This is a genomic window from Rouxiella badensis (assembly GCF_026967515.2).
Classification (GTDB): domain Bacteria; phylum Pseudomonadota; class Gammaproteobacteria; order Enterobacterales; family Enterobacteriaceae; genus Rouxiella; species Rouxiella badensis.
In genome coordinates this window covers 855,753-881,019 of the sequence record NZ_CP114062.1, presented here as the reverse complement: position 1 = coordinate 881,019, position 25,267 = coordinate 855,753, and the positions used below count along the sequence as shown (strand labels likewise).

General features: G+C 53.7%; 21 protein-coding genes and 1 tRNA gene. 14 read left to right on the top strand and 8 right to left on the bottom strand.

Features of this window, described 5'->3' with window-relative positions:
• Window positions 1-51 precede the first annotated feature (51 nt).
• Genes O1V65_RS04225 through O1V65_RS04200 form a run of 6 tightly spaced genes read left to right on the top strand, consistent with a single transcriptional unit; the run spans window position 52 to window position 6,004 of the window.
• Window positions 52-765 (top strand): amino acid ABC transporter permease, encoded by a 714-nt coding sequence (locus tag O1V65_RS04225; RefSeq protein ID WP_017491834.1) that lies wholly within the window; start codon window positions 52-54, stop codon window positions 763-765.
• 10 nt (window positions 766-775) lie between these two features.
• The gene (locus O1V65_RS04220; RefSeq protein WP_017491833.1) at window positions 776-1,519 is read left to right on the top strand and encodes an amino acid ABC transporter ATP-binding protein; all 744 of its coding nucleotides are present in this window, start codon (window positions 776-778) and stop codon (window positions 1,517-1,519) included.
• 46 nt (window positions 1,520-1,565) lie between these two features.
• Window positions 1,566-2,732 carry a M20 family metallopeptidase gene (locus O1V65_RS04215; protein ID WP_192503871.1) on the top strand — a complete coding sequence of 389 codons (1,167 nt, stop codon included), beginning with the start codon at window positions 1,566-1,568 and terminating at the stop codon, window positions 2,730-2,732.
• 4 nt (window positions 2,733-2,736) lie between these two features.
• Complete coding sequence (locus tag O1V65_RS04210) at window positions 2,737-3,834, top strand: mandelate racemase/muconate lactonizing enzyme family protein (RefSeq protein WP_017491831.1); 1,098 nt, start codon at window positions 2,737-2,739, stop codon at window positions 3,832-3,834.
• A gap of 34 nt (window positions 3,835-3,868) precedes the next feature.
• The gene (locus tag O1V65_RS04205) at window positions 3,869-5,053 is read left to right on the top strand and encodes a M24 family metallopeptidase (RefSeq protein ID WP_038328010.1); all 1,185 of its coding nucleotides are present in this window, start codon (window positions 3,869-3,871) and stop codon (window positions 5,051-5,053) included.
• A gap of 30 nt (window positions 5,054-5,083) precedes the next feature.
• A complete protein-coding gene (locus tag O1V65_RS04200; protein ID WP_017491829.1) occupies window positions 5,084-6,004 on the top strand; it encodes a dihydrodipicolinate synthase family protein in 921 nt (306 codons plus the stop codon).
• 60 nt (window positions 6,005-6,064) lie between these two features.
• Here O1V65_RS04200 and O1V65_RS04195 read toward each other — a convergent pair whose 3' ends face one another.
• Window positions 6,065-7,267, bottom strand: coding sequence for a glutamine amidotransferase-related protein (locus O1V65_RS04195; protein WP_269130209.1), 1,203 nt, complete (start codon window positions 7,265-7,267; stop codon window positions 6,065-6,067).
• A 236-nt stretch (window positions 7,268-7,503) separates the two neighbouring features.
• On the opposite strand from O1V65_RS04195, the gene O1V65_RS04190 reads away from it, so the two are divergent.
• Together O1V65_RS04190 and O1V65_RS04185 are read left to right on the top strand one after the other, a co-directional pair.
• A complete protein-coding gene (locus O1V65_RS04190) occupies window positions 7,504-8,712 on the top strand; it encodes an aminotransferase class I/II-fold pyridoxal phosphate-dependent enzyme (protein ID WP_017491826.1) in 1,209 nt (402 codons plus the stop codon).
• A 213-nt stretch (window positions 8,713-8,925) separates the two neighbouring features.
• Window positions 8,926-9,001: transfer RNA gene (locus O1V65_RS04185), tRNA-Asn, on the top strand.
• A 98-nt stretch (window positions 9,002-9,099) separates the two neighbouring features.
• Here O1V65_RS04185 and O1V65_RS04180 read toward each other — a convergent pair.
• Window positions 9,100-10,041, bottom strand: a complete 942-nt coding sequence (locus O1V65_RS04180; protein ID WP_017494205.1) for an aminoimidazole riboside kinase — start codon at window positions 10,039-10,041, stop codon at window positions 9,100-9,102.
• Window positions 10,042-10,291: 250 nt separating this feature from the next.
• Between O1V65_RS04180 and O1V65_RS04175 the strand changes: the two genes are divergently transcribed.
• From O1V65_RS04175 to O1V65_RS04160, 4 genes are all read left to right on the top strand, one after another.
• Window positions 10,292-11,863, top strand: a complete 1,572-nt coding sequence (locus O1V65_RS04175) for a carbohydrate porin (protein WP_269130208.1) — start codon at window positions 10,292-10,294, stop codon at window positions 11,861-11,863.
• Between the two features lie 76 nt (window positions 11,864-11,939).
• Entirely contained in the window at window positions 11,940-13,313 is a 1,374-nt protein-coding gene (locus O1V65_RS04170; protein WP_017494203.1) for a sucrose-specific PTS transporter subunit IIBC, read from the top strand.
• Entirely contained in the window at window positions 13,310-14,719 is a 1,410-nt protein-coding gene (locus O1V65_RS04165; protein WP_269130207.1) for a sucrose-6-phosphate hydrolase, read from the top strand. The genes O1V65_RS04170 and O1V65_RS04165 overlap by 4 nt, the downstream gene beginning before the upstream one ends.
• 30 nt (window positions 14,720-14,749) lie before the next feature.
• A complete protein-coding gene (locus O1V65_RS04160; RefSeq protein WP_165429446.1) occupies window positions 14,750-15,778 on the top strand; it encodes a LacI family DNA-binding transcriptional regulator in 1,029 nt (342 codons plus the stop codon).
• An 80-nt stretch (window positions 15,779-15,858) separates the two neighbouring features.
• Here the strand turns inward: O1V65_RS04160 and gcvA are convergent, their stop codons facing one another.
• Complete coding sequence (gene gcvA / locus O1V65_RS04155; protein WP_084912482.1) at window positions 15,859-16,746, bottom strand: transcriptional regulator GcvA; 888 nt, start codon at window positions 16,744-16,746, stop codon at window positions 15,859-15,861.
• A gap of 189 nt (window positions 16,747-16,935) precedes the next feature.
• Between gcvA and O1V65_RS04150 the strand changes: the two genes are divergently transcribed.
• On the top strand, window positions 16,936-17,544 hold the full coding sequence (locus O1V65_RS04150; RefSeq protein WP_227990168.1) for a glutathione S-transferase family protein: 609 nt from the start codon (window positions 16,936-16,938) through the stop codon (window positions 17,542-17,544).
• A 380-nt stretch (window positions 17,545-17,924) separates the two neighbouring features.
• A complete protein-coding gene (locus O1V65_RS04145) occupies window positions 17,925-19,136 on the top strand; it encodes a sugar transporter (protein ID WP_376783531.1) in 1,212 nt (403 codons plus the stop codon).
• Window positions 19,137-19,220: 84 nt separating this feature from the next.
• Here the strand turns inward: O1V65_RS04145 and kdpC are convergent, their stop codons facing one another.
• The 5 genes from kdpC to O1V65_RS04125 all read right to left on the bottom strand — a co-directional run bounded on the left by kdpC (window position 19,221) and on the right by O1V65_RS04125 (window position 25,220).
• Window positions 19,221-19,853, bottom strand: a complete 633-nt coding sequence (gene kdpC, locus O1V65_RS04140) for a potassium-transporting ATPase subunit KdpC (RefSeq protein ID WP_017490171.1) — start codon at window positions 19,851-19,853, stop codon at window positions 19,221-19,223.
• Between the two features lie 11 nt (window positions 19,854-19,864).
• Window positions 19,865-21,934 (bottom strand): potassium-transporting ATPase subunit KdpB, encoded by a 2,070-nt coding sequence (gene kdpB, locus O1V65_RS04135; protein ID WP_269130206.1) that lies wholly within the window; start codon window positions 21,932-21,934, stop codon window positions 19,865-19,867.
• A gap of 32 nt (window positions 21,935-21,966) precedes the next feature.
• Entirely contained in the window at window positions 21,967-23,694 is a 1,728-nt protein-coding gene (kdpA, locus tag O1V65_RS04130) for a potassium-transporting ATPase subunit KdpA (protein WP_269130205.1), read from the bottom strand.
• 45 nt (window positions 23,695-23,739) lie between these two features.
• Window positions 23,740-23,823 carry a potassium-transporting ATPase subunit F gene (locus tag O1V65_RS23125; RefSeq protein ID WP_139802805.1) on the bottom strand — a complete coding sequence of 28 codons (84 nt, stop codon included), beginning with the start codon at window positions 23,821-23,823 and terminating at the stop codon, window positions 23,740-23,742.
• Between the two features lie 452 nt (window positions 23,824-24,275).
• Window positions 24,276-25,220 (bottom strand): sugar-binding transcriptional regulator, encoded by a 945-nt coding sequence (locus O1V65_RS04125; protein WP_017490167.1) that lies wholly within the window; start codon window positions 25,218-25,220, stop codon window positions 24,276-24,278.
• Window positions 25,221-25,267 lie beyond the last annotated feature (47 nt).

The following is a 25,267-nucleotide window of genomic DNA, read 5'->3' as shown; positions in this document are numbered from 1 at the left end:
CATCAGGTCACCGTTTTTGCACGTCTTGCTCCCTGACATTGAGGAGAAATCATGTCGCTTGATCTGGTCTGGCAATACCTGTTGTCACCGGCGTTCTTCCAGGGCGCAGTCATGACCTTGCTGATTACCGTATGTTCGCTGTTTTTTGGCGTCGTCATGGGATTGGTTCTGGCCCTGTTACAAGAGTCCCGCTTTCGGGCAGGCCCTGTTCTGGCCTTCTTCTATTTATGGCTGTTTCGCGGCACGCCGGTGCTGTTCCAAATCATCTTCGTCTACAACGTGCTGCCGAGTTTTGGCCTGCGTTTCTCGGCCTTTACCTGTGCAGTAATGGCGCTTTCGCTTAACGAAGGGGCTTACATGGCCGAGATCCTGCGCTCCGGGCTTCAGGCCGTTCGCAGCGGACAGCGCACCGCCGGTATGGCGCTGGGCATGACTCAGGGTCAGATCATGCGCAAAATCGTTCTGCCACAGGCGGCGCGCATTGTGCTGCCGCCGATGGGTAACCAGATGATCAGCATGCTGAAATCCAGCGCACTGGTGTCGGTTATCGCGGTTCAGGAATTGCTGTTGATTGCCAATCAGACCGCCAGCGCCAGCTTCCGCTACTTCGAAGCACTCTGCGCCGCCGGCATCTACTATCTGGCGCTGACCACTGTTTTCATGATTGGGCAGGCCTGGCTGGAACGCGCGCTGGATCCGAAAAAACGCAAAAAACCCGCGTTGTCACTGACCGAACGCCTGCTGCGCAGCAGCTCACCTCAATAAGGGAAAGCGGATGAAAACTGATAAACCTCTGCTGGAAATCATTGGTGTCGATAAACACTTCGGCAACCAGCACGTGCTGAAAAACTGCACGCTAAGCGTGAAACAGGGGGAAACCGTGGTGCTGATTGGCCCCTCGGGGTCCGGCAAGTCTACCCTGCTGCGCTGCGTCAACCTGCTCGAATCGATTGAGGGCGGCAGCATCTTTTTTCGCCAGTCGGATATCACACAGTCCAACGTCGAGCCTCACCGTCTGCGTCAGGATATCGGCATGGTGTTTCAGAACTACGAGCTGTTCTCGCACCTCACGGCGGCTGAAAACATCATGCTCGCACCGATGACCGTGCTGGGCATCAACCGCGCCGAAGCCGAGGCTCAGGCGCTGGAACTGCTTAGCAAGGTGCGGATCCCTGATAAGGCCGACAGCTTCCCCGATGAGCTTTCCGGCGGCCAGCAGCAGCGCGTAGCGATTGCCCGTGCGCTGGCGATGAAGCCCAAACTGATGCTGTTTGACGAACCCACCTCGGCGCTTGACCCCGAGATGATCCGCGAGGTGGTTGACGTTATGGCTGACCTTAGCGCCGAGGGAATGACCAGCATCGTCGTCACCCACGAAATGGGCTTTGCGCGCCGTGCGGCCAATCACATCGTGTTTATGGAAAATGGCGAAATTATCGAACACGCGACCCGCGATGAATTCTTCGGGGGATCAGTGAGCCAGAGAGCGCAACGTTTCCTCGACCAGATTTTGCACTGAGTTACTTTTTCTGCGCCTCACCAGGGCCTTCTAATTGGAGAAACCGATGAATCCATCATCGCCAGATATCAGCAGAATGAAACGAGACCTCGCCGCGCTCGTGGCAATCAATACCGAAAACCCACCGGGCCGAGAACGGGAAGCCGCCGAGCTTATCAGCGTCTGGCTACAGGAGGCGGGATTTGACCTTAGCCTCAGCGAGTATGCGCCGGGCCGCACCAACGTTATCGCCAGACTGGAGAACGGCGCAGGGCCGTGCTTCGCCTTTAATACGCATATCGACGTCGTTCCGGCCGGAACCGGCTGGAGTCAGGATCCTTTCACCCTCACCGAGCGCGACGGCAAACTGTTTGGCCGAGGCGCGTGCGACGCCAAAGGGCCACTGATCGCAATGGTTGAGGCGATGCGCATGTTGGCCAGCCGTCCGCAGAGCTGGTCGGGCACGCTGATGGGCATTTTCGTGGCCGACGAAGAGGTTGCCAGCGAAGGCGCAAAATTTTACGTTCGCGAGGCACCGGCAAAAATCGATTTCGCGGTGATAGGCGAACCGACCTCAAATACCACGTATTCGGCGCATAAAGGCAGCCTGCGACCGCTGGTTCGCGTACACGGCGTCACGGCGCATTCAGGGACGCCGGAGCTAGGCGAAAACGCTATTTTCCGCGCCGCTCAGCTGTTGGGTCTGGTTGAACAGCAGCACGAGCACAGCGTGCGCTGCCGCTGTCATCCGCTGGTCGGTTCCGCCAGCCTGACGGTGACCCGAATCTCCGGCGGCCACGCTGATAACGTGCTGCCCGACAGCTGCGAACTGCTGCTCGACCGCCGCATGGTGCCCGGCGAAGACGAAGAACAGGTCAAACAGGAGCTGCGCGACCTGTTGGCGCTGGCTCAGGATAAATTTGGCGTGCGCAGCGAGATTGTCACCTTCAAACCCACTACCGGTGGCGCGACCGAGACCGCCGTCGATGAAGCTATCGTTCAGGCCGGTCTTGACGCCTGTCGCGCACAGGGTCTCGACGAGCCGGGGCCCTTCGGCTTTCAGGGCGGCTGCGACCTGGTGCATTTCCGCGGCCTCGGCACTAAGGGCATCGTTATCGGTCCTGGTTCGCTGTCAGTGGCGCACAAGCCGGACGAGTTCGTGCCGGTCGACGAATTTATTGCCGCCAGCGATATCTATCGCGACGTGGCGCTGAAAATGATGCCGCGAGGATAATCCGGTGAAAGCCACGCTTTATCGCGCTGACCTGCGCTATCCACATTTGCAGCTGTTTACCGCCGCCTCCGGCAGCGTTGCCGGTCTGGATGAACTGTATCTGCTGCTCGAAGAGAAGTCCGTCAGCGGGCTGGGCGAGGTGCGTATTAACATTGCCTACCTCAACGGCTACAGCGCCGAAGTGGTGCTGAGTGACGTTATCCGCACCCTACGCTCTCTCGACCTACAGCAGTCGGCGAGCGACCTCCTGCTCACCCTCGAGACGCAGTTGGCAGACTGTCTGGCACCGAGCCGCATGCTGTTCGACATGGCGCTGCATGACCTGATAGCTCGCCAGCAGGGGGTGACCGTCGCACAGCTGATAGGCTCCGACTTCCCACAACCGGTCTGCTACGCCACGAATCAGACGCTGTTCTGGTCGTCGCAGGAGCGCATGCTGAGCCAGGCGACGGCCTATATGGAACGCGGCTTTAGCCATCTCAAACTACGCGTTGGCATTGGCTCATGGGTTGAGGACCTCGACAGGCTGAGCGCTCTGCGCCGGCGTTTTGGCAATGAGGTCCATCTTTCAGCCGACGCCAACGGGCAGTGGCAGCCTGAGCAGGCGCGCAGCAATCTGCTGGCGCTGCAAAAGTTTGAGCTCAGCTATCTCGAGCAGCCGATATCCGATGAAAACGCGCATTACTACCCTCAGCTTGCCGAGGCCAGTCCTGTTCCGCTGATGCTCGACGAAAGCATGAGTTCAGAGGCCGATCTGGCGCGTATTTTGGCGCTTGAGGGCAAAGTCTGGGCACACATCAAACTGGTAAAAATGGGCGGTATCGCGCCTGCGGTGCGGGCAGCGCGTCGCCTTAACGCAGCGGGCATCCCCTTTATGATTGGCCAAATGAATGAAGGCGCGGCGGCCACTGCGGCAGCGCTGCACGTGGCCCACGCCTGCCAACCGGCGCATGCCGAACTTTACGGTGCAGACGGACTTGGCAACGACCCGGTCTCTGGCTTGACCTATCACCAGGGATTAGTCAGCAGCCGAGGCAGCTCCGGCCTGGGCGTGGAGTTTAATCCGGCTCATGCTGAATTAATTCAAACCTTTTCGTCTTAAAAAAATGATTTAAATCTGAGAGTGAGAGCACATGATGAATAAATCTTCCTTGCCAGATCTTGGCCGCGTAGTGCCTGGGGCAGAGTCAGCCTTTAGTGAAGCAGAATATAAACAGCGTATTGAGCGTGCACGCCAGTTGCTGACGCAGGCGGGTCTGGATCTGATGGTTATCACCGGACCGGAGAATATTTTCTACCTGACCGGCCAGCAAACACCGGGGTATTACACCTTCCAGACGCTGGTATTGCCGGTCGAAGGTGATCCGGTATTCGTTATCCGCCAGCTCGAATACTTTAACTTCATCTCCAATACCTTTATTCGCGACGCCGCTATCTACACCGATGGCGATAATCCCGTGAGCTTCCTGCTCGAGGTGTTGAAAACCCGCGGCTGGAGCAGCAAACGCATCGGTATCGACAAGCGCGGCTGGTTCCTGCCGATTGCCGTTTACGAGGCGCTACAGGCCGAGCTCGGCACTCTTCACGATGGCGCAGGGGTAATAGAGCAGCTCCGCGCCGTGAAGTCGGCAAGCGAGCTGGAAAAAATGGCCCATGCGGCACGTTACGTCGACGCAGGCATGCTGGCAGGCCGCAACGCCATTGCGGCCGGGGCCACCGAGAACGATCTGGTTTCCGCCATGATGGGCGCGGCGATTGCCGCCGGGTCTGAATATATGGGCATGGAACCGTTGGTCTCTACCGGTCCACGCACCGGTGTGCCACACGGCACCTGGCGTCGCCGTCGCATCCTCGATGGAGACCCAGTCTTCCTTGAGATGGCCGCGACACACGACCGCTATCACGCGGCGCTGATGCGCTCTGCCTGGCTGGGAAAACCCCCTGCCATCGCAACCGAAATGGAAAAAACCTGTCAGGAAGCGTTGCAGGCTGCGCTTGATGCTATCCGCCCAGGGGCAACCTGTGAAGCACCTCACCTCGCCTGCCAGAGGGTGATTGACCGTGCGGGCTATACCGACAATTTCAAGAAGCGCACCGGTTATTCGATTGGTGTTTCCTTCGCACCCGACTGGGGCGAAGGCGCGATCCTCAGCCTTTACAGCGGCATTACCACCGAACTCCAACCGGGCATGACTTTCCACATCCCGCCTGCCCTGCGCATTTATGGTGAGTTCACCGTCGGCGTCAGCGAAACCATCGTGGTGACGGAAACCGGTTATCGCGTTTTAGGCTCAGTCGAACGCCCGCTCTTTTTACTCTAATTACGCAAAGATTCAGCAAGGAAAAGATTGATGAAAGATATCTATGAAAGTCAGGCGCGGTTACGCGGTATTTTCAACATCACAGTAACGCCGTTCACCGCCCGCGGCGAGTTCGACTTTGCCGGTCTGGCGCGCAACGTTGAACGCGTTATTGCACTGGGCTACGACGGTATTTTGATAGGCGGCACCTACGGCGAATTCCCGACCATGACCACAGAGGAACGCGCGGTACTGTTTCGCAAGGTGATGGACGTGGTCGGCGATCGCGTGCCGGTGATGCTGTGCAGCGCCGGTTCTGACGCACGCGCGGTGAGCGAACTCACCCGGCTGGCGGGCGAACTGGGCGGTCTGCCGATGGTCACTCCCCCGTTTGTTTCCGAGGTGACCCATTCGCAAATCGTCAGCTTCTTCAAGCAGATGGCCCCGCTCTCGCGAACCGGTATTTTGGTCTATAACGCACCCGGCATCGGCATTACGCTGCCACCGGCAGTGCTGGAGGAACTGGCGGATATTGAGGGCGTGGTCGGTATCAAACAGGGCGACCTGAACCCAACGGCGATTGACCAGATTGCCAACCGTCTCGGCGGTCGCCTGCGTCTGTTCTGTGCCTCTGACCTGGCGTTCCTGGGACCGATGATGTGCGGTTTTGACGGCATCAGCACCACCAACAGCGGCGCGCTGCCCGAGGTGATTTTAGCCACCTATCGGGCGCTGGAAAAAGGCGACGCCGCTACCGCGCGTGAACTGCATCAGCTGTGGTATCCGTATCGTGTACTGGCGCGTCGCCACGGGCAGCCGCAGCTGGTTAAGGCCGCCATGAACCTGCGCGGTTTTGACGGTCATCACGTCCGCTCACCGCTGATTGACCTTGAAGGAGGCGTAATAGAAGAAGTGAAGGCTGAGCTGCTGCGCCTGGCGCAAGACCCACGCTCTGGCGTGACCCTGAAGTAATCAGGTTTGGATTAACTGACCTGATACGGCCCCTCAGCGATGAGAGGCCGTTTTTATGGCTTAAGCGTCAGCCGCGGCCTGCAGGAAAGCACGCATTAAAGGATGCGGGTTTTCAGACGTTGAGGTTAGCTCGGGATGCCCCTGCACCGCTACGTAAAACGGGTGCGAAGCGTACTCGATACCGTCAGCAATGGCACCGTCGAGACAGGTTGCGGAGATAGCCAACCCGTAGTTTTCCAGACTGTCTTTAAATTGCGGATTGAGCTGGAAACGATGGTTATAACGAATCGTAGACCGTTCACCGAGGATCGAGGCCATCTGCGAGCCGCTGCGCATCTTCATCACGTTATCACCTAAACGGTGCAACGAACGCCCTGCCGTTTCACCGAGAGGGATGAAGGTCTTGACTGCCGCCTGAGGATCGGCCTCGGCCAGATTAGCCTGCGTATCACCGGACATCTGCTGAATAACCGCGGTCGCCATCGTCTGCATCCCCAGACACAGGCCCAAGGTGGGGATCCCGTGCTTGAGGCAGTAGTGGGCAACGCGGATTTGGCCGGCAACATTTTGCATATCTGAGCCGCCAGGCAGGATAACGCCGTCAATATCTTTGAGCGTACTTTGCAACACGTGTTCGGACGAACGAGGAGGGATAAAGACGATTTCAGTCAAGGTGCCTTGCGCTTCGGCGGCGTCGCCCAGCGAGGCCAGCGTGGCGGGATAGCTTTCAAACTGATCCTGATAGGTGCCAATTAATGCAATGCGCAGTCGGCGTGAAGAAGAAGACTGCTGGGTGTGGTGACGCTGGGTGAAGCGGCCGAAGCTGTCGCGCCACCAGGTGTTTGGCGCGCCGTCGAGACTGTCTAGTCGATGGAACTGATAACCCTGTCTGCTGTGTTCGACCTCAACCAGTTGATAGTCCACCGAGTAGTTTCTGACTTCCCGCGCCAGCCGCGTAAACGAAGAAAGCTGCGAGGGGCCGAGCGGGATAATCCAGTCTTTCGCGCCGTGCAGGCTGAGGAGGTCATCAAGCTGCCAGACTCTGCCTGCCGATTTACCGCTGAGGCGCTCGTACCACAGGAGGCCGCTGGTCACTAAATCTCCTGCGGCGGTAACGTGCTGGCAGGCATCGGCGTAGCGTTGCGTGTCCCATTCTACGTTCAGGTGAGCTAGCTCAACCCCGCGCTGGGACGCGAGTACGCCGGCCATCGCGCCGTATATCGCGGGTTCCAAAGTGTTATGTGCAACAAATGTTAGAGACATAATTCCTACTTAACCTGATGGAAAAATAAAATGGACAAGAAAATGAATGCAACCGGTTTACAAAATCACCCAACAATCTGGGTCATTAGCTGCAAATTTCATGCCATGAGTCTGAGTAAAGTCTCAGAAAAGGGTGAATAAATCATGAGCAATATCTGAAGGCCCATGATAATTTAAAATTGGTTTATATGATTCAGATAATACAATACTGCATTAATCTTACAAAAGGGTAACAGATGTCAGCTGAATTTACTGCGCCAAGGCTACGACGTGTTCGTCCATCACCGACGGCGGTTATTTCGGACCGAGTTCGCGCACTGTCTGAGTCCGGCGTCGATGTCATCAATCTTGGTGAAGGAGAGTTAGACTTCGACACACCGGATCACATCAAGCAGGCAGGCATCGATGCGATTGTACAAGGTGATACAAAATACACCGCCGTAGCGGGCACTGCGGCACTAAAAAAAGCTATTATCAATAAATTCTCCCGAGAAAACCAACTGACCTACCAGCCTAACGAAGTGATTGCCGGAAGCGGCGCAAAACAGCTTATCTTCAACGCGCTGTTGGCGACCGTCTCAGCGGGCCAAGAGGTACTCATCCCTGCCCCTTATTGGGTGTCCTATCCTGACATGGTCGCGCTGGCAGACGGCGAGCCTCGTATAATAGCCTGCACGGAGGATAATGGCTGGAAGTTACAGGCAGATGAACTTAAAGCGGCAATAACGCCTGAGACACGTTGGTTAATTCTGAACTCGCCGAATAATCCGACCGGGGCAGTCTACAGCACCGGGGAACTGCGGGCATTGGCTGAAGTGTTGCTGGATGCCCCACACGTGCTGGTTATGGCCGATGATATCTATGAACACCTATGCCATCAGCCCGCCGAATTCGCTACGCTGGCGCAGGTTGAACCCCGACTCGCCTCGCGTATCCTGACCGTCAACGGCGTGTCTAAAGGCTACTCGATGACCGGCTGGCGCATCGGCTATGCTGGCGGCCCGGCGTGGCTTATCTCTGCGATGCAAATCCTGCAATCGCAAAGCACCTCAAACCCGAGTTCAATATCCCAGGCAGCGACCGTGGTGGCTCTCGAACAGGACAACGGATTCCTGGCCGACTGGCGAGAAGCGCTGGATAAACGTCGACAGAGAATCATGGCCTGCATCAATCAGATTGATGGCCTGAGCGCCGAATTGCCCCCAGGTGCTTTCTACGTCTTCGCCAACTGTTCGGGCATGCTGGGCAAAACAACACCGAAAGGCACTACGCTTGCCAGCGACGTCGATTTTGTAGAATACCTGCTCGACGCCGCCCACGTTGCCACGCTACAGGGTTCCGCCTTTGGTGCATCGCCCTATCTGCGCATCGCCTATGCGATAGACGACCTGCGTCTGGACGAGGCGTGTGAAAGGATAGTTCGCGCCTGCGCGGCATTACGTTAAGTCACCTGAACGCAAAGACATACCCTGACTTGTCTGAAAGAGGAAGGGTTTTGCCCGAGTGTGCGCGAGTAACGCCTTTTTTTGCCTCACTCGCGCTACTTTTTGGCTCAACCTTCAACAACTTGAGCAAAGTAACAGCAGTCGTGCACAAATTTGCAGTTGTCCTTTGACATGCACCGCGCCAGTCGCTATTATTCGCCCCGTTCACACGATTCCTCTGTAGTTCAGTCGGTAGAACGGCGGACTGTTAATCCGTATGTCACTGGTTCGAGTCCAGTCAGAGGAGCCAAATTTAGAGAAGCCCGCTTAAGAAAACTTAAGCGGGCTTTTTGCTTTTATCTGTCCAGTGGAAAGTGTTTAGATAAAGCCCTTTCCACCCATGCTGATTCAGCGTTGATGAGAGTAAAACTCTGCCAATCTTTCGCTGTCGGGTAACGCGGTCATTGCTCCCTTTGCCGTGGTCGCCAGCGCGCCGCAGGTCAGTGCCTGACGGACGATTTTGCGCCAGGCGAAATCGGAACTTACCGGCCAATCCTCTGCCAGACCAGCCAACAATCCCGCGACAAAGGCATCACCTGCCCCCGTAGTATCGAAGACGTTGACTTGTGGGGCCGGATATTGCTCCAGGGACGCCTCTTTTTTGCGATATACCGAGACACCCTCCTTGCCCTGCGTGACCAGCAAAAGCTCGGGATTATGCCGCTGACAAAGACGTAATATTCCTTCGGACAGCACTGCCTCTCCGGTCAGATATTCCAGCTCTTCTTGAGAAACTTTTATGATATCAGCCATAGACAAGGCCAGTTCAAGGCACTCGCGCAGCTTATTTTCGTCTGACCACAGGTCCTGGCGGATATTGGGATCGAAACATACGTATCCACCTGCCGCTTTCACCTGAGCCATTGCCAGCAGCGCTGAGGTGCGAGAAGGCTCGGCGGACAGTGCAATCGAGCATAAATGCAGGAACTGCCCGGCCTGGAAAGCTGGGATATCTGTGCAGCGTAAAAATAAATCCGCGCCGGGACGCACCATAAACGTAAATGAACGTTCACCCTCGGCATCATTCTCCACAACGACGGTTGAAGTACGATGATCGGGATCCAGCCGCATAAACTCCGTATTTACGCCTTCGTCATTCAGCGTCTCTAGCAGAAACTTTCCGAAAGGATCGTCCCCTACCCGGCCTATAAATGCGCTGTCTCCCCCAAGACGGCGAATACCCACCGCAACATTGGCAGGTGCCCCACCTGGACATTTCAATAAGCGGCCATCGTCTTCCGGAATTAAATCCACAACCGCATCTCCCAACACCCAAACTCGGTTCTTCATCTTCATTCCCTGTCTTCAATTCTGTCTTATTCAACATGACCTAAATATAGGAGAACCGGTTTAGCTAACTCAAAGCAAATGATTTTTCACATCGAGCTATAATTTGCAAACAAGATCACAATTCCACCATAACACAGCAAAACAACGTTGCTTAAACCCTGAGTGGGTGATTATTGTGCTGAGAAAAACCAGTTTAGCAATTTAGCTAAACAAGTTTCACATAATAATTAAACCCCTCTGAGTAATAAAAATGATAATGAAGCCTCGCTATCTTGCTGTTGCTATAGGACTTATTCTTTCGAGCACCGCCCAGGGAGCCGATACCTCTGCCACGGCCTTAGAAGCTCGACTTAATGCCCTGGAAAAAAGAATACAGATTGCCGAAACTCGCGCGGCCAAAGCCGAGGCGCGGGCTAATGCAGCAGAACAACAGGTTAAAACGCTTGAGACACGCACCACCAGCAATGAACGACAGACCCGAGAGGTCGCCAGAAATGCTGAACTAACTCAGCAAAATACCGCTGAGCTGGCTAAACGAACCGAAACATTAGCCAGCAAAAGCCGTGACGACAGCAGCGGTTTTAAATTCTCAGGCTATGCGCGTTCTGGCGTCATTATGAACAGTTCCGGCACCTCGACAGAAAGTGGTCCTTATGTCACTCCTGCCGGGCAGACCGGGGGGGCAGTCGGGCGTCTTGGTAACGAAAATAATACTTACGTTGAGCTTAATCTGGAGCACAACCAGACTCTGGCCAGCGGCGCAACCTCTCGATACAAAGTCATGCTGGCCGACGGGCAGCGCAGCTACAATGACTGGACCGGCGGAAGCAGCGAGTTAAATATCCGCCAGGCGTTTGTCGAGTTGGGCTCTTTGCCCACCTTCAGCGGTCCCTGGAAAGACTCCACGCTGTGGGCCGGTAAACGTTTTGACCGTGATAACTTCGATATTCACTGGCTTGATTCCGACGTTATCTTCCTCGCAGGGACAGGCGGCGGGATTTACGACGTTCGTTGGGGCGATAACCTGAAAAGTAACTTTTCTCTTTATGGCAGGAACTTTGACAGTCTCGAAAACCGTTATCGCGACGATACCCGCATTGAGAATTACATAGTCACCGCCAATAACTTTGCCGGCCCTTTCCAATTGATGCTTAGCGGCCTGCGGGCTAAAAACAATCAGGATCGCGAAAACGCCGGAAGTCAGGGGATCAGCAATGCTGCTGATGTCGGTTTCCACAGCATGCTGGCCTATCACGGTGATACCTTCTATGGCCTGCGCGAAGGCACGTCCAAGACCGCTTTACTCTACGGTCACGGACTGGGTGCGGAAGTCAAAGCGCTGGGTTCCGATGGCCGCCTTACCGACGAAGCTAACACCCTGCGTATCGCCACTTACGGCATTACGCCGTTGAGTAAAAACTGGAGTATCGCCCCTGCGGTTCTGGCCCAGCAGAGTAAAAATCGCTATGTCTCAGGCGATGACTACACATGGGTGACCTTCAACGCCCGCCTGATTCAACAAATTACCGAAAATTTCGAACTGGCGTATGAAGGTAGCTACCAGTACATGGACTTGGATCCCCAGGGATACAGCGATAACAACAAAGTAAAAGGCGGTTTCTACAAACTCACCTTCGCGCCGACCTTCAAGGTGGGTGATATCAGCAACATGCTCAGCCGCCCTGAAATTCGCTTCTTTGCCACCTACATGGACTGGAGCAAGCAGCTCGACAGCTATTCCAGGAGTGATTCATTCGGTACCGACGGCTTTACCGCTGGCGGGCAATGGAATTTTGGCATTCAGATGGAAACCTGGTTCTGATAGCCGGGATTTGATTCAACCAGAGGCGCCCTCAGGGTACGCGGGTGCCGTCGGCAAATGTAAATTAAGGGACACTATGAATATTAATGCAATCGCAAATGAGCTGCTTAAGTTGTTGGGAGGAAAGGACAATATCGCCAGCGCGGCACATTGTGCAACGCGTCTTCGTCTGGTGCTGGTCGATGACAGCCTGGTCAATAAAAGCGCCATTGAAAAAGTTGACGGCGTCAAGGGCTGCTTTAGTAACGCAGGCCAGATCCAGATCATTTTTGGTACCGGTCTGGTCAATAAAGTGCATGCCGAATTTATTAAAGTGTCGGGTATCAGCGAATCGAGTAAATCCGAAGCGGCTGATATCGCGGCACAAAAACTCAATCCTTTCCAGCGTATCGCCCGCGTTCTGTCGAACATCTTTGTGCCGATTATTCCGGCCATTGTTGCTTCGGGCCTCCTAATGGGGCTGCTCGGCATGGTGAAAACCTACGGTTGGGCCAATCCCGAGAGCGCCATTTTTATCATGCTCGATATGTTCAGTTCGGCAGCCTTTATCATTCTGCCGATACTGATTGGTTTCACCGCAGCGCGCGAGTTTGGCGGCAATCCTTTCCTTGGCGCCACCTTAGGCGGCATTCTCACGCACCCAGCCCTCACTAACGCCTGGGGCGTGGCCAGCGGTTTCCATACCATGAATTTTTTCGGCATCGAGATTGCCATGATTGGCTATCAGGGAACCGTATTCCCGGTTCTTCTGGCGGTCTGGTTTATGAGCTTTATTGAGAAACGTCTTCGTAAGCTGATTCCCGACGCGCTGGATTTAATTCTTACCCCTTTCCTGACAGTGATTATTTCTGGCTTTATCGCCTTCCTGGTCATTGGCCCGGCGGGTCGCGCTCTGGGGGACGGCATCTCGTTTATTCTCAGCACACTGATTTCACACACAGGCTGGATGGCCGGTCTGGTCTTTGGCGGTTTATATTCGGTCATCGTGATTACCGGCATTCACCACAGCTTCCACGCGATTGAAGCGGGATTACTGGGCAACCCGAATATTGGGGTCAATTTCCTGTTGCCAATCTGGTCAATGGCCAACGTTGCCCAGGGCGGTGCCTGCCTGGCGGTTTATTTCAAAACCCGCGACGCGAAAATTAAAGCCATTGCCGTGCCCTCTGCTTTTTCAGCCATGCTTGGCATTACCGAAGCCGCGATTTTCGGCATCAATCTGCGATTCATGAAGCCGTTTATCGCCGCACTGGTCGGCGGTGCACTCGGTGGAGCCTGGGTGGTCGCCATGCATGTCAATATGACCGCGGTGGGTCTGACCGGCATCCCAGGGCTAGCGATCGTTCAGGCCAGTTCAATCCTCAGCTATCTGATAGGGTTAACTCTCGCCTTTGGCAGCGCATTCCTGCTGTCGCTGCTGCTGAAATACAACACGGTGAGTGAATCATGACAGAATCTAGTTTGCTGAAGCAGGCACTGCACAGCGTTATCTCGGGTCAGCTCCGTGCAGCCAAGGATCCTTACCGACCCGGCTGGCACCTCGCCCCAACGGTAGGACTGCTAAACGATCCGAACGGATTTATCCAGCACAATGGCCGTTACCATTTGTTCTATCAGTGGAATCCTCTGGCTTGCGCGCACGGCGCCAAGTTCTGGGGGCATTGGAGTTCAAGCGACTTGGTCAGATGGCGGCACGAGCCTGTGGCGCTTGTGCCCTCCGAGGCGTTTGAGTCACACGGCTGCTATTCCGGCTCAGCGGTAGCAGATAATGGGCAACTCACGCTGATTTATACCGGTAACGTCAAATATTCGCAGGGTCGTCGCACGGCCTTTCAGTGCCTGGCACGTGAAAATGCCGCAGGGCAATTTGATAAAGAGGGGCCGGTAATGGGTTTGCCGGACGGCTATACCGGCCATGTCCGCGATCCTAAGGTGTGGCGTAAGGGAGAGCACTGGTACATGGTTCTGGGCGCTCAGGATCTGAACCTTAAAGGGAAAGTTCTGTTGTTGCGTTCGCCCGATTTACAGCAATGGGAGCTGCTCGGAGAAATTGCCGGAACGGGGCTTAACGGACTCAGTGAATTCGGCTACATGTGGGAGTGCCCGGACTTATTTACCCTGGATGACCACGAGGTGCTGATTTGTTGCCCTCAGGGCTTAGCGGCACAGTCCGATCGCTATCTGAACACTTTCCAGTCTGGATATTTTGTTGGCCAACTTGACTATGACAAGGCGGATTTTCAGCATGGCGATTTCTCAGAGTTAGATCTCGGCTTTGAATTTTATGCGCCGCAAACGACACACACCGATGATGGACGCAGGCTGCTCATTGCCTGGATGGGAGTCCCGGACGGCGATGAGCTTTTTCAACCTACCGTGCAAAATGGCTGGATTCATACCCTGACCTGTCCACGAGAGCTGGAGCTTAACAGCGGTAAAATTATTCAAAGGCCGGCACAGGAACTGCAACAGCTCAGAGGGCCGCAAGAGGCGTGGCAGGGGATCGCCAGAGATGCGCCGATGTGGGATATCAAGCACGCTGAAATTGAACTTGAAACCGGACATCCTTTCGAGGCTGATTTTGGTGGCTGTCTGCTCCTGCAATGGGAGGGTGAATGGCTGCGCCTGACGCGTAAAAATCGCCGCACTGGGCTATCGGAGCAACGCGTCTGGCGAGGAGCCTTACGCAAACTGACCATTATGTGTGACAGTTCCAGCATTGAAATTTTCATTAACGACGGGAGTGCGGTCATGTCGTCACGCTATTTCCCTGTTTTACCAGCACAATTAATCTTCCGTGGCGATCGTCAGATTACGTTGCGCTACTGGCCGTTGGCGGATTGCGTGTTAGAATAAAAATCTTTCCGGACAACAGAATATGGCGCAGTGAAAAAGACAAAACGTATCACTATCAGCGGAATAGCTGAACTGGCTGGCGTATCTAAATCGACCGCCAGCCAGGTACTCAACGGACACAGCAAGAAGTTTCGTATCTCTGATGCGACTCGTGACCGTGTACTGGCCGTCGCCGCTGAACATCACTATCAGCCGAGTATTCATGCCCGATCGCTTAACGTAAAGCGCAGCTATACGCTGGGGCTGGTTGTGCCGGAAATGACCAACTATGGTTTTGCCGCCTGCTCAAACGAGCTGGAAACACTTTGTCGCGAGAACGGCATGCAGTTGCTTATTGCCTGCACCGATGAAAATACCAGTCAGGAAACCATGGTGGTGAATAACCTGATCCAGCGTCAGGTGGATGGGCTGATTGTTGCATCCAGCATGCTTAACGATACGGAATATCTGAAAATCAGTCAGCAATTGCCGGTGGTATTGTTTGACCGCCACATTCAGGACACGTCATTGCCACTGGTGGTGTGTGAGGCGATAGAGTCTTCCGCAGAGCTGGTCGCCAGAGTGGCAAGAAAGCATCAGGATGAGTTCTATTTTCTTGGCGGCCAGCCGCGAATCTCCCCCACTCGCGATCGCCTCGCGGGTTATCAACGCGGGCTTGAGCGAGCAGGCGTCACCCCAAACCCTGAATGGGTCCTGTACGGCAATTATCATCCCAGTTCAGGCTACGAAATGTTTGCTAACCTTTGTGCTCGTCTGGGGCGACCGCCGAAAGCGATTTATGTTGCCTCCTGTGGCTTGATGGAGGGCGTGTTGCGCTACATGAGCCAACATAAACTGCTGGAGAGTGATATCCATTTATGTAGCTTTGACGATCATTATCTCTACGACTCACTCACGGTAAGCATTGATACTATCGCGCAGGACTGCAAAGAGCTGGCGACACACTGCTTCAACATGATGACGAGTCTTATCAATGAACAACCCGTAGAACAAATGCAGTCTTATCTCTCGCCAAAACTCCAGTGGCGACATGCTAATTCCACTCAGTCAATCGATTGAAATTAAATGTTTCATCGTTTATCCAGGGCCTGATAACGGCGGGCTGAAGGTGCGATCATTGGGGTCGTTTAGGCGGTGATTTATGGCTTTCCTCCCCACGCGGCCGCCTCGCCCTTAATCCACTGAATAAACGTCTCGACTTCAGGCTTTTTCTCACCGCCCTTGGGCGTGACCAGCCAATAGGGCCACGGGTAAGGGACGACATGCTCCGTGAGCTGCACCAGTTCTCCTCGCGCGATGGCCCCCGCCACCAGCGAGCGGCGTTCAAGCGCAATCCCCTGCCCTAAACGCACCGCTTCCAGCACCATGTTCGAATCATTGAAGCACAGCCCTGAGGGGGTAATGTGCCGTGTAAGCCCTGCTTCGACACACCACGCCTTCCAGGACTCCATCGAAAAAATGATCCTGCTGTTAGCAATGTCCTGTGCCGTTTGCGGTAAACACCCGCCGTTAAAATTGGGTGCACTGACCACCCACTGCTGGTCCTCAAACAGAAAATGGCTCTCCAGCCCCTCCCAATCGCCCTTTCCCATGCGAATAGCAATATCAACCGACTCCTGCTGCATATTAGTGACGGTGAGACTCGCCAATATTCGAAGCTGGATATGCGGGTATTGCCGGTGAAAATGTTCCAGACGAGGCAGCAGCCAATGTGTGCCAAAGGAAGGCACTACCGCGAGCGTCAGCTCGGCAAGCCGCGGTTTGACCTGCAATAAGCGGGTTGCATCCGCTATCTGACCGAGGGCATTACGCACGTGGAGCGCGTATAAACGGCCCTCCTCATTGATGTGTACGCCGCGCCCCTGGCGCAGAAACAGCTTCACCCCAATGAAATCTTCCAGCACTTTTATCTGCTGGCTAATGGCCGAGTGTGTAACGTGAAGCTCTTTGGCAGCCTGTGTGACACTGCCCAGACGCGCGACGGCTTCAAAACTGCGCAGGCTGGCGATAGGAGGATAATCTGACATAGGGCGACCTTTAGCGTGCAGGAAAGGAGACAGGTTAGCTTTACTGACAGTTTCGGTTAGAAACGGGAAATATCTCAGGCCAACAGCTTGCTGTAATCTCTCACTATTCTCAAGAAGAAACGGCTATGGCGGCTCGCCATGCGTTAGCAATATTATCAATCAAGATAACTTTTAGGGCAGGAAAAAAAGATGAAGCTGATCGGTATGCTGGATTCACCTTACGTCAGGCGCGTGGCGATTTCACTGGAACTCTATGGCGTCAAGTTTGAACACTTCCCGCTCTCGGTATTCAGGCATGTCGAGGCCTTCCGCGAGATTAATCCGGTGGTGAAAGCCCCGACCCTGGAGCTTGATAACGGTCAACGTCTGATGGACTCGACGCTAATAATCAGTTTCTTTGAAACTCTGGCGACAGCTGAGCACAAATTACTGCCGCAGGGCGCTGAAGCGCTGGCCGAAAGTCTTAATATTTTAGGACTGTCGCTGGCCGCCAGTGAAAAAGCGGTGCAGCATGTTTATGAACACAATCTGCGGCCTGAAGAAAAGCAGCACCAACCGTGGATAGACCGCGTGACCCAACAGCTGATAGCAGCCTGTCAGGGGTGGGAGACCGCACTCAAGAACCGCAAGCATGGTTCAGAAAAAATAGATCAGGTCGGGGTCACCAGCGCGGTGGTCTGGAGCTTTATCCAATCGATGATCCCGCAAGTGTTTGAAGGTTATGACTTCCCGCATATCCAGAGTCTGACCGACAAAATGGAGAACCAACCGGCGTTCCAGAAATATCCCTGGCATTAAAATGTGATCCCTACTGCCTGCGTCTGGAAGGTCAACGTCCAGACGCCGCTTGCCGCCCCTCGCCTCTGCCTCCTCGCCGCACAGACCATTCACACTGAATTCACAAATAAACAACGAACAAAACCAAATACTTACAATTTTCCACGATGAGGCCATTTCATCAACAAAATTGACGGTTTTAGGCAAAAAATGAACGACAAAACCTTGGGTGGGAGAGTAGAATGCCCAACTTGTGCGTTAGATCACAATTTTATCTGCTACGCTCTTTCTTTATTTATCCTGAACAGAAACAACGTAATTTCCCAAGAAGTTATCGAAGAGCTTGGTCTTCTGGTCTGAGTTCAGATTACTGGTCACTCATTTTTTCCTGGTTTTAATTTATGCAAACAACAATGTCTTCACGCTCAGAGGGCTGGTTCAGAGTACTGAGTTTGACTCTGGCAGCATTCATCTTTAATACCACTGAGTTTGTGCCTGTCGGTCTGCTGACGGACATTGCGCAAAGCTTCTCGATGACCGCGGCTCAGGCCGGGATAATGCTCACCGTTTACGCCTGGATTGTCGCCCTTTTCTCTCTGCCGCTGATGCTGTTGACCGGTAAGATGGAGCGTCGCAAACTGCTGATCGGCGTGTTCGTGGTGTTTATCGCCAGCCATATACTGTCCGGTTTTGCCTGGAACTTTATGATTCTGATGGTTTCCCGTGTCGGTATTGCGCTCTCACACGCCATCTTCTGGTCGATTACCGCGTCGCTGGCGCTGCGCGTGGCACCTCCAGGTAAAAAGGCGCAGGCGCTCAGCCTGCTGACCACCGGTACGGCACTGGCGATGGTTCTGGGTCTGCCGTTAGGCCGGGTTATTGGTCAGCTGCTTGGCTGGCGTGCAACCTTCCTGATTATCGGCGCAGGCGCGCTAGTGACGCTTATTCTGCTGGTCAAGCTGCTCCCTCTGCTGCCGAGCAACAACTCTGGCTCTCTCAAAAGCGTGCCTCAGTTGTTCAAACGTCCGGCGCTGGTGCTGATTTATGCGATAACCGTCATCCTGTTTGCGGCGCATTACACCGCCTATAGCTACATCGAGCCGTTCCTGCAGAAGGTCTCGGGCGTCAGTGAGAACTTTACCACCCTGCTGCTGCTGCTATTTGGACTGGCGGGTATTGTGGGCAGCTATCTGTTTACGCGCATCAACCACCGCTTCCCCTCCGGCGTATTAATCGCCTCTGTCGCGGTGTTGTTCCTGAGTCTGGTGCTGCTGTTACCGCTGTCGTTTAATACCAACAGCCTGATTATTATGTCGCTGTTCTGGGGTATGGCGATGACGATGATTGGCCTGAGCCTACAGGTGAAAGTGCTGTCGATGGCGCCTGACGCCACTGACGTTGCCATGTCACTGCTGTCAGGGATTATCAACATTGCCATCGGTGGCGGCGCGTTGATAGGCAGTCAAGTCAGCCTTGATCTGAACATGTCTTACGTCGGCTACGTCGGTGGGGCGTTTGCGTTGATTGGGTTGGGTCTGACGGTGTATACCCTGCGTCGCTACGGACGCCAGCTCGCCGACTCCGCCATGACCGAAGGCAGCGTGCTGCACTGATATTTCTGCACCGCTTTGCGTTAATCCTAAAAGCCCGGTATGCGTTTCATCGCGCATACCGGACGACGGACACCCTCCAAAACCTCAATTTTTCCCTTCTGCATTTGAGAAACTGTTTTGTAATGCGAGATTCAGCGCCAACACATTAACTCTGGGTTCGCCAAAGATACCGAAAGTCGGCTTCTGAATATGGGTAAGAATCAGTGCCTGCACTTGCGACAGTGAAACAGCGCGCGCTTTCGCCACCCTTGATGCCTGCAAGAGAGCGTTATCCGGGCTGATATCAGGATCCAATCCAGAGGCTGAGGCCGTCAACATATCAGCAGGTAATCCTTTTCCCTGCAATTCGGGTTGCACAGTCTCTAACGCTTTACGATCGGCGGTCAGGCGATCGCTTAACGCCTGGCTCGTCGGACCGAAGTTAGAACCGCTCGAATTACCTGCGTTGTAAGGTGCTGCAATCGTTTTAGTCGCATCATTTGGGTCAGTATCCGTGGTAGCGGATGCGCGACCGTGAAACCACTGGTTACCGCTCCAATTCTGCCCAATCAGAGATGAGCCAATCATATTCCCCTTATTGTCAGTAATGATGCTGCCATTAGCCTGCACTGGAAAAATTATTTGCGAAAATCCGTTCACCAGAAGTGGATAAACCAGGCCACATAAAAGCCAGGTGACGGCGGTAATTCGCAAAGAACTGCTTAATATACTCAACATTTTGCCACCTCTTACATCACGAGAGACAAGCACAGATCGATAAGCTTGATGCCCAGAAATGGCGCTGCCAGCCCACCGATGCCATAGATCATCAGGTTCCGATAAAACATCGCCTCTGCGCTGGTCGGAATAAATCGAACACCGCGTAATGCCAGCGGGATTAATGTCGGAATAATCAGCGCATTGAAAATCAACGCGGAGAGAATGGCACTTTGTGGTGTAGATAACCCCATGATATTCAGATGAGATAATCCAGGTAACGCCACAATAAACAGCGCTGGCAATATGGCAAAATACTTGGCAACATCGTTGGCGATAGAAAACGTTGTCAAGGCACCCCGCGTAATCAGCATTTGTTTCCCAATGCTGACCAACTCCAATAATTTGGTCGGGTCTGAATCCAAATCAATAATATTTGACGCTTCTTTAGCTGGCATGGTCCCGGTATACATGGCCACGCCGACGTCCGCCTGTGCCAAAGCAGGTGCGTCATTCGTCCCATCACCACTCATCGCGACCAGTCGTCCCAGCGCCTGCTCTTTACGGATCAATTTGAGTTTGTCTTCGGGCTTGGCTTCCGCAATATAATTATCCAGTCCTGCTTCGGCGGCGATGACGCTGGCCGTGGTCGGGTTATCACCAGTGACCATCACAGTCCGGATCCCCATCTCGCGTAATTGTATTGCACGTTCACGAATACCCGACTTAAGTACGTCAGATAAGGCGATGATGCCCAATATCTTTCCATTTACAGCGACCGCCAACGGGGTCGCACCGCGCAGGGCCACGCTTTCAGCCAGAGCATGAAGGTCGGGCGGAATGTCTGTGTTGTAGGTGCGCTGCACATATTTGATCACCGCATCAACCGCCCCTTTGCGGATAATCCGTCCGTCCGGCATGTCAGTCCCACTCATGCGCGTTTCAGCCGAGAAATCGGTACCTACGGCCTGTTCCTGCTGAGATTCCGCGCTGGCCCCTTGCTGGGTCACGTACGCTATCGTTGATTGCCCTTCTGGCGTTGAATCAAACAGCGAGCCGAGATAGGCCGCCTGAAGCAAGCTCTGCTGACTTTGCCCCGCCACGGCTAAACAGGCCGTGGCCTGGCGGTTGCCTATGGTTATCGTCCCCGTCTTGTCCAGAATCAGCGTATTCACATCCCCTGCCGCCTCAATAGCCTTGCCTGAAGTCGCTAACATGTTAAAACGCATCGTTCTATCAATACCGGCGATACCAATCGTTGACAGCAATGCCCCAATCGTCGTCGGGATTAGAGCAACAATCAGCGCAACCAGATCGGCGACGTTAATCTGCGCATGCAGATAACTGGCTACAGGCGCAATCGCCGCGACGACAATCACAAAAATTAGCGTCAATACGGACAGCAGCACGGTCAAGGCGATCTCATTCGGCGTTTTTTGGCGCTTAGCGCCTTCAACCAAACGGATCATTCGGTCAAGAAAGGTATTACCTGGCAATGCCGTCACTTTGACTATCAAGAAATCGGACAACACCCGAGTCCCCCCTGTGACAGAGGAAGCCAGATCCGATCCGGATTGTTTGATTACTGGAGCCGATTCACCGGTAATCATGGATTCATCTACGTAGGCAACGCCTTCCACGACTTCCCCGTCAATCGGGATCAGCTCTTCTTTTTCAACCCTAAGCCGATCGCCTAATTTCAGGTCAATCGCAGAAATAGTGACCCAGGTGTTATCCGCCAATATTTTACGGGCACTCAGCGTGGTGGTGGTATGGCGTAAAGATGACGCCTTGGCCTTGCCACGCCCTTCCGCCAACGCTTCGGCTAAATTGGCAAACCAGACGGTAATAAGAAGAATTAACGTCACGATGCCGTTGTAACCGGAACTGGCGTGGGACGGCCCGAAAAGTAACGGATCCACGGTCAGTGCAGCCGTTATGCAGGCTCCAATCCAGACCACAAACATCACCGGGTTACGGATCTGCACCCGTGGGTCAAATTTTTTCAGTGAATCGATCAATGCACGCTGGAAAAGCGCAGTGCTGTATCCGCCGTGTTTAGGCGCGTCGGAAGGCAGAGTCAGTGCAAACGTTGTTTTCATTTCTGCAACTCCTATGAACGTCAATCTGCGACCTAGAACAATTGGTGATTGATCATGGCGAAGTGTTCAGCTATTGGCCCTAACAGGAGCGCGGGCAGGAAGGTCAACGCCCCAACGATTAAAATCATTGCCAGCCACCATGCGCCGAATAACAGAGTATCGGTGCGTAGGGTTCCCACACTCGGCGGCAGCGTAGGTTTTGCTGCCAGCGACCCCGCAACGGCCATCAGAAAAATGATCGGAGGATAACGGCCAAGCAGAATGACCAGCGCAATGGATAAGTTATACCAGGGCGTATTGGCATTAAGTCCGGCAAAGGCTGAACCATTATTTGCCGCAGCGGAGGTGAAGGCATACAGCACTTCCGAGTAACCATGCATGCCGGCATTGTTCAACGCCGAGACGCCGGAAGGTAAAATCATTGATAATGATGACGGAATAAGAATCACCATTGGGTGGATCAACAGCGCCAACGACACCAAAATGATTTCACGTTTTTCTATCTTTTTACCCATAAATTCGGGTGTATGTCCCACCATCAACCCAGCAACAAAAATGCCGATAAAGCCATAAATCAGGAAACTGAGGAAACCGACGCCTTTCCCCCCAAACACGCATTGCAGCATCATCTGTATCATTGTCGGTAGACTGCCCAGAGGGGTAAGACTGTCGTGCATCGCATTCACGCTACCGGTGGTAAACGCCGTGGTATACGCGGCATATAACCCACTGAGCGCGATACCAAAGCGCACCTCTTTACCCTCCATATTGCCGCCCGGCTGCCCGACACCGCTGTGCAGATTGATCCCCGCCTGCTGAAGCAAAGGAGTACCCGCTTGCTCCGGGAGTACGGTGAAAATCAAAAAACCGATTAACATCACCGCCATGACCCCATAGATAACCCAGCTTTGACGTCGGTTATTAATCATGCAACCAAACATCACCACTAGTGCAGCGGGTAAGCTTGCCATCAGCAACAACAGCACCATATTCGTGAGGGGGTTAGGGTTTTGGAAAGGGTGCGCGGCGTTGACGTTATAAAAGCCACCGCCATTGGTGCCAAAGTTTTCAATCGATTCCTGTGCGGCAACCGGACCGAGAATCAATGTCTGATGTCCCCCTTGAACAGTATTCACAACGGTGCTGGCGTTCAGTGTTTCTGGAACCCCCTGCCAAACGAGAAACAGCGCAGCAATAATGGCCACCGGCAGGAGTACACGCGTAATAAAACGTGTCATGTCGCGATAAAAATTCCCTAAATTATCGTTTCCCCCCTGAACCAAAAAAGCACGAATAAAGGCAATGGCGACCACAAACCCCGTTGCCGCAGAGGTAAACATAGGAAAAGTAATCGCGGCCATTTGACTAAAGTTTGATAGCGTATTTTCACCCGCATAACTCTGCCAGTTGGTGTTAGTAATAAAACTAATCGCCGTGTTAAATGCCTGCAAAGGTTCCATACCGCTTAATTTCAGCGGATTAAGAGGAAAATGGTTCTGTAATATTAAGATGAGATAAATCAACAGTGCCATAACCAAATTCGTGGCTAACATATTGATAGTGTATTTTTTCCAGTTCATCGGCTGGCTACAGGTGTTTTTTCCCACAATTCTATAGATAACATTATCAATGGGATTAAACAGAGGATCCAACAACGTTTTCTGATCGGTCACAACACGCGAAAGATATCGACCTGCTGCAATACTCAGCAGAAACGTCGCCAACAGAGCCAGTCCAGCTTGCAGCCATAGATGTAGCATCTTATGACTCCTTCAGAATAAAGTAAGCGGAGATATCCCGACACTTTAAAACTTATCGGGATGGGTTACGGCATAAAACAAATAAATAATCACAGCGAAAGTGATCGTTACCAATATGGAAATCGCCATATTTAACTCTCCATAAAAATAATAACTTGAGGGCCGTATTTACTTTATTTTTTCATCCAATGAAACCTTGATGACATTCCCTGCAAAGGAGATCAATACGCCAAATGAGGCATAGGCCAGCAACATCACAATCGGCATTAATAATATTAACCACATAAAACACTCCTTATACCGCAGTGATAAATAGTGTGGGTTATCGTGACGACTCTATAGGTATAGGAGCAGGCAGATAAAAGCTTTATAAAGGTTCAAATTAGCGGGATAAAAATAATGTAAAAACCATGAAAAACGAAGGATGAAATCAACGATCTATTGCCTCACGTCACGGCTTTCAGACGTCAACGTGTTTAACACGGTTGCAGCACCGCCTCCACGCCAGCACAGTCTTGAAAGGCAGCGGCACGGGTGGCGGGGCTCAGTATTGATTCAAATGGCCTGAGGGCTGAACGGATTTATTCGAGCATCGCTATTGCGCTCAGTTCGTCGGTGACGAGTCCACTCACCCAGCCGCCCTGCAATGCCGCGCGCATCGCCAGATGTTTCTCCGCGCCGCCGGCCATGGCGATGACGGGTTTATCCGCCTTCGGTTGCAGGCTCACGCTGGTTAATCTTGCATTGAGTTCGCTGTCGATACGTTGCCCGTCTGCGCCGATGAAATGCCCGACCATCTCTCCGACGGCGCCCGCCGCATTGAGTTTTTCGACCTGTTCCAGCGACAGGAACCCGTCGAGATGCAGCGGGCAGTCGGGACCGATAGTGCCAATGCCGGTAAAGGTGACATCGGCCTGGCTGGCTTTCTCGCTGACGGTGCGATAAATACGGTGATGACACCAGCCCTCGCGATCCTGCTCACTGTCGGCAAACAAGGGCGCAGGCAGGATAAAATAGCGGCCCTGCGTTTTCTCGGCCATCAACAGCGGCACGTCGTAACGGGTACAGGAACCGTCATAGGCAATCGCGCCTATCAGCGACACGCAGCTGTGCTGCGGGCGTTCAATGTCATCAAGTTCATCGATAGCCGCCTTCAAGGTGCGCCCCGATCCCACGCCGATAATCGTAGAGGCTTCACGGCGAATAAACTGGGTCATCACCTGCGCACCCGCGACGGCAATGGCGTGCAGCAATCCCGTCTTACTCATTCCCTGAGCAGGAACCACCTGACAAAGACTCAGGCCATAAGCCTCGCGCAGGCGGGCTTCGAGCGCCATGCAATTGCCGACCGAGTGCGAAATATGCACGCTCACCAACCCACTTTCAATCGCACTGGCCACCAGCCGCTGCGCAACCTGACGTGAGATGCCCAACGCTTCGGCTATCTCATGCTGCGTTTGTCCTGCCACGTAATACATCCACGCAGCGCGCGCGGCCTGATCCAATTTTTTATCATTCTTGTTCATCTCTGACCTCCATCCGGGCGGTATATGCCGCGCATTTTATCGGGATT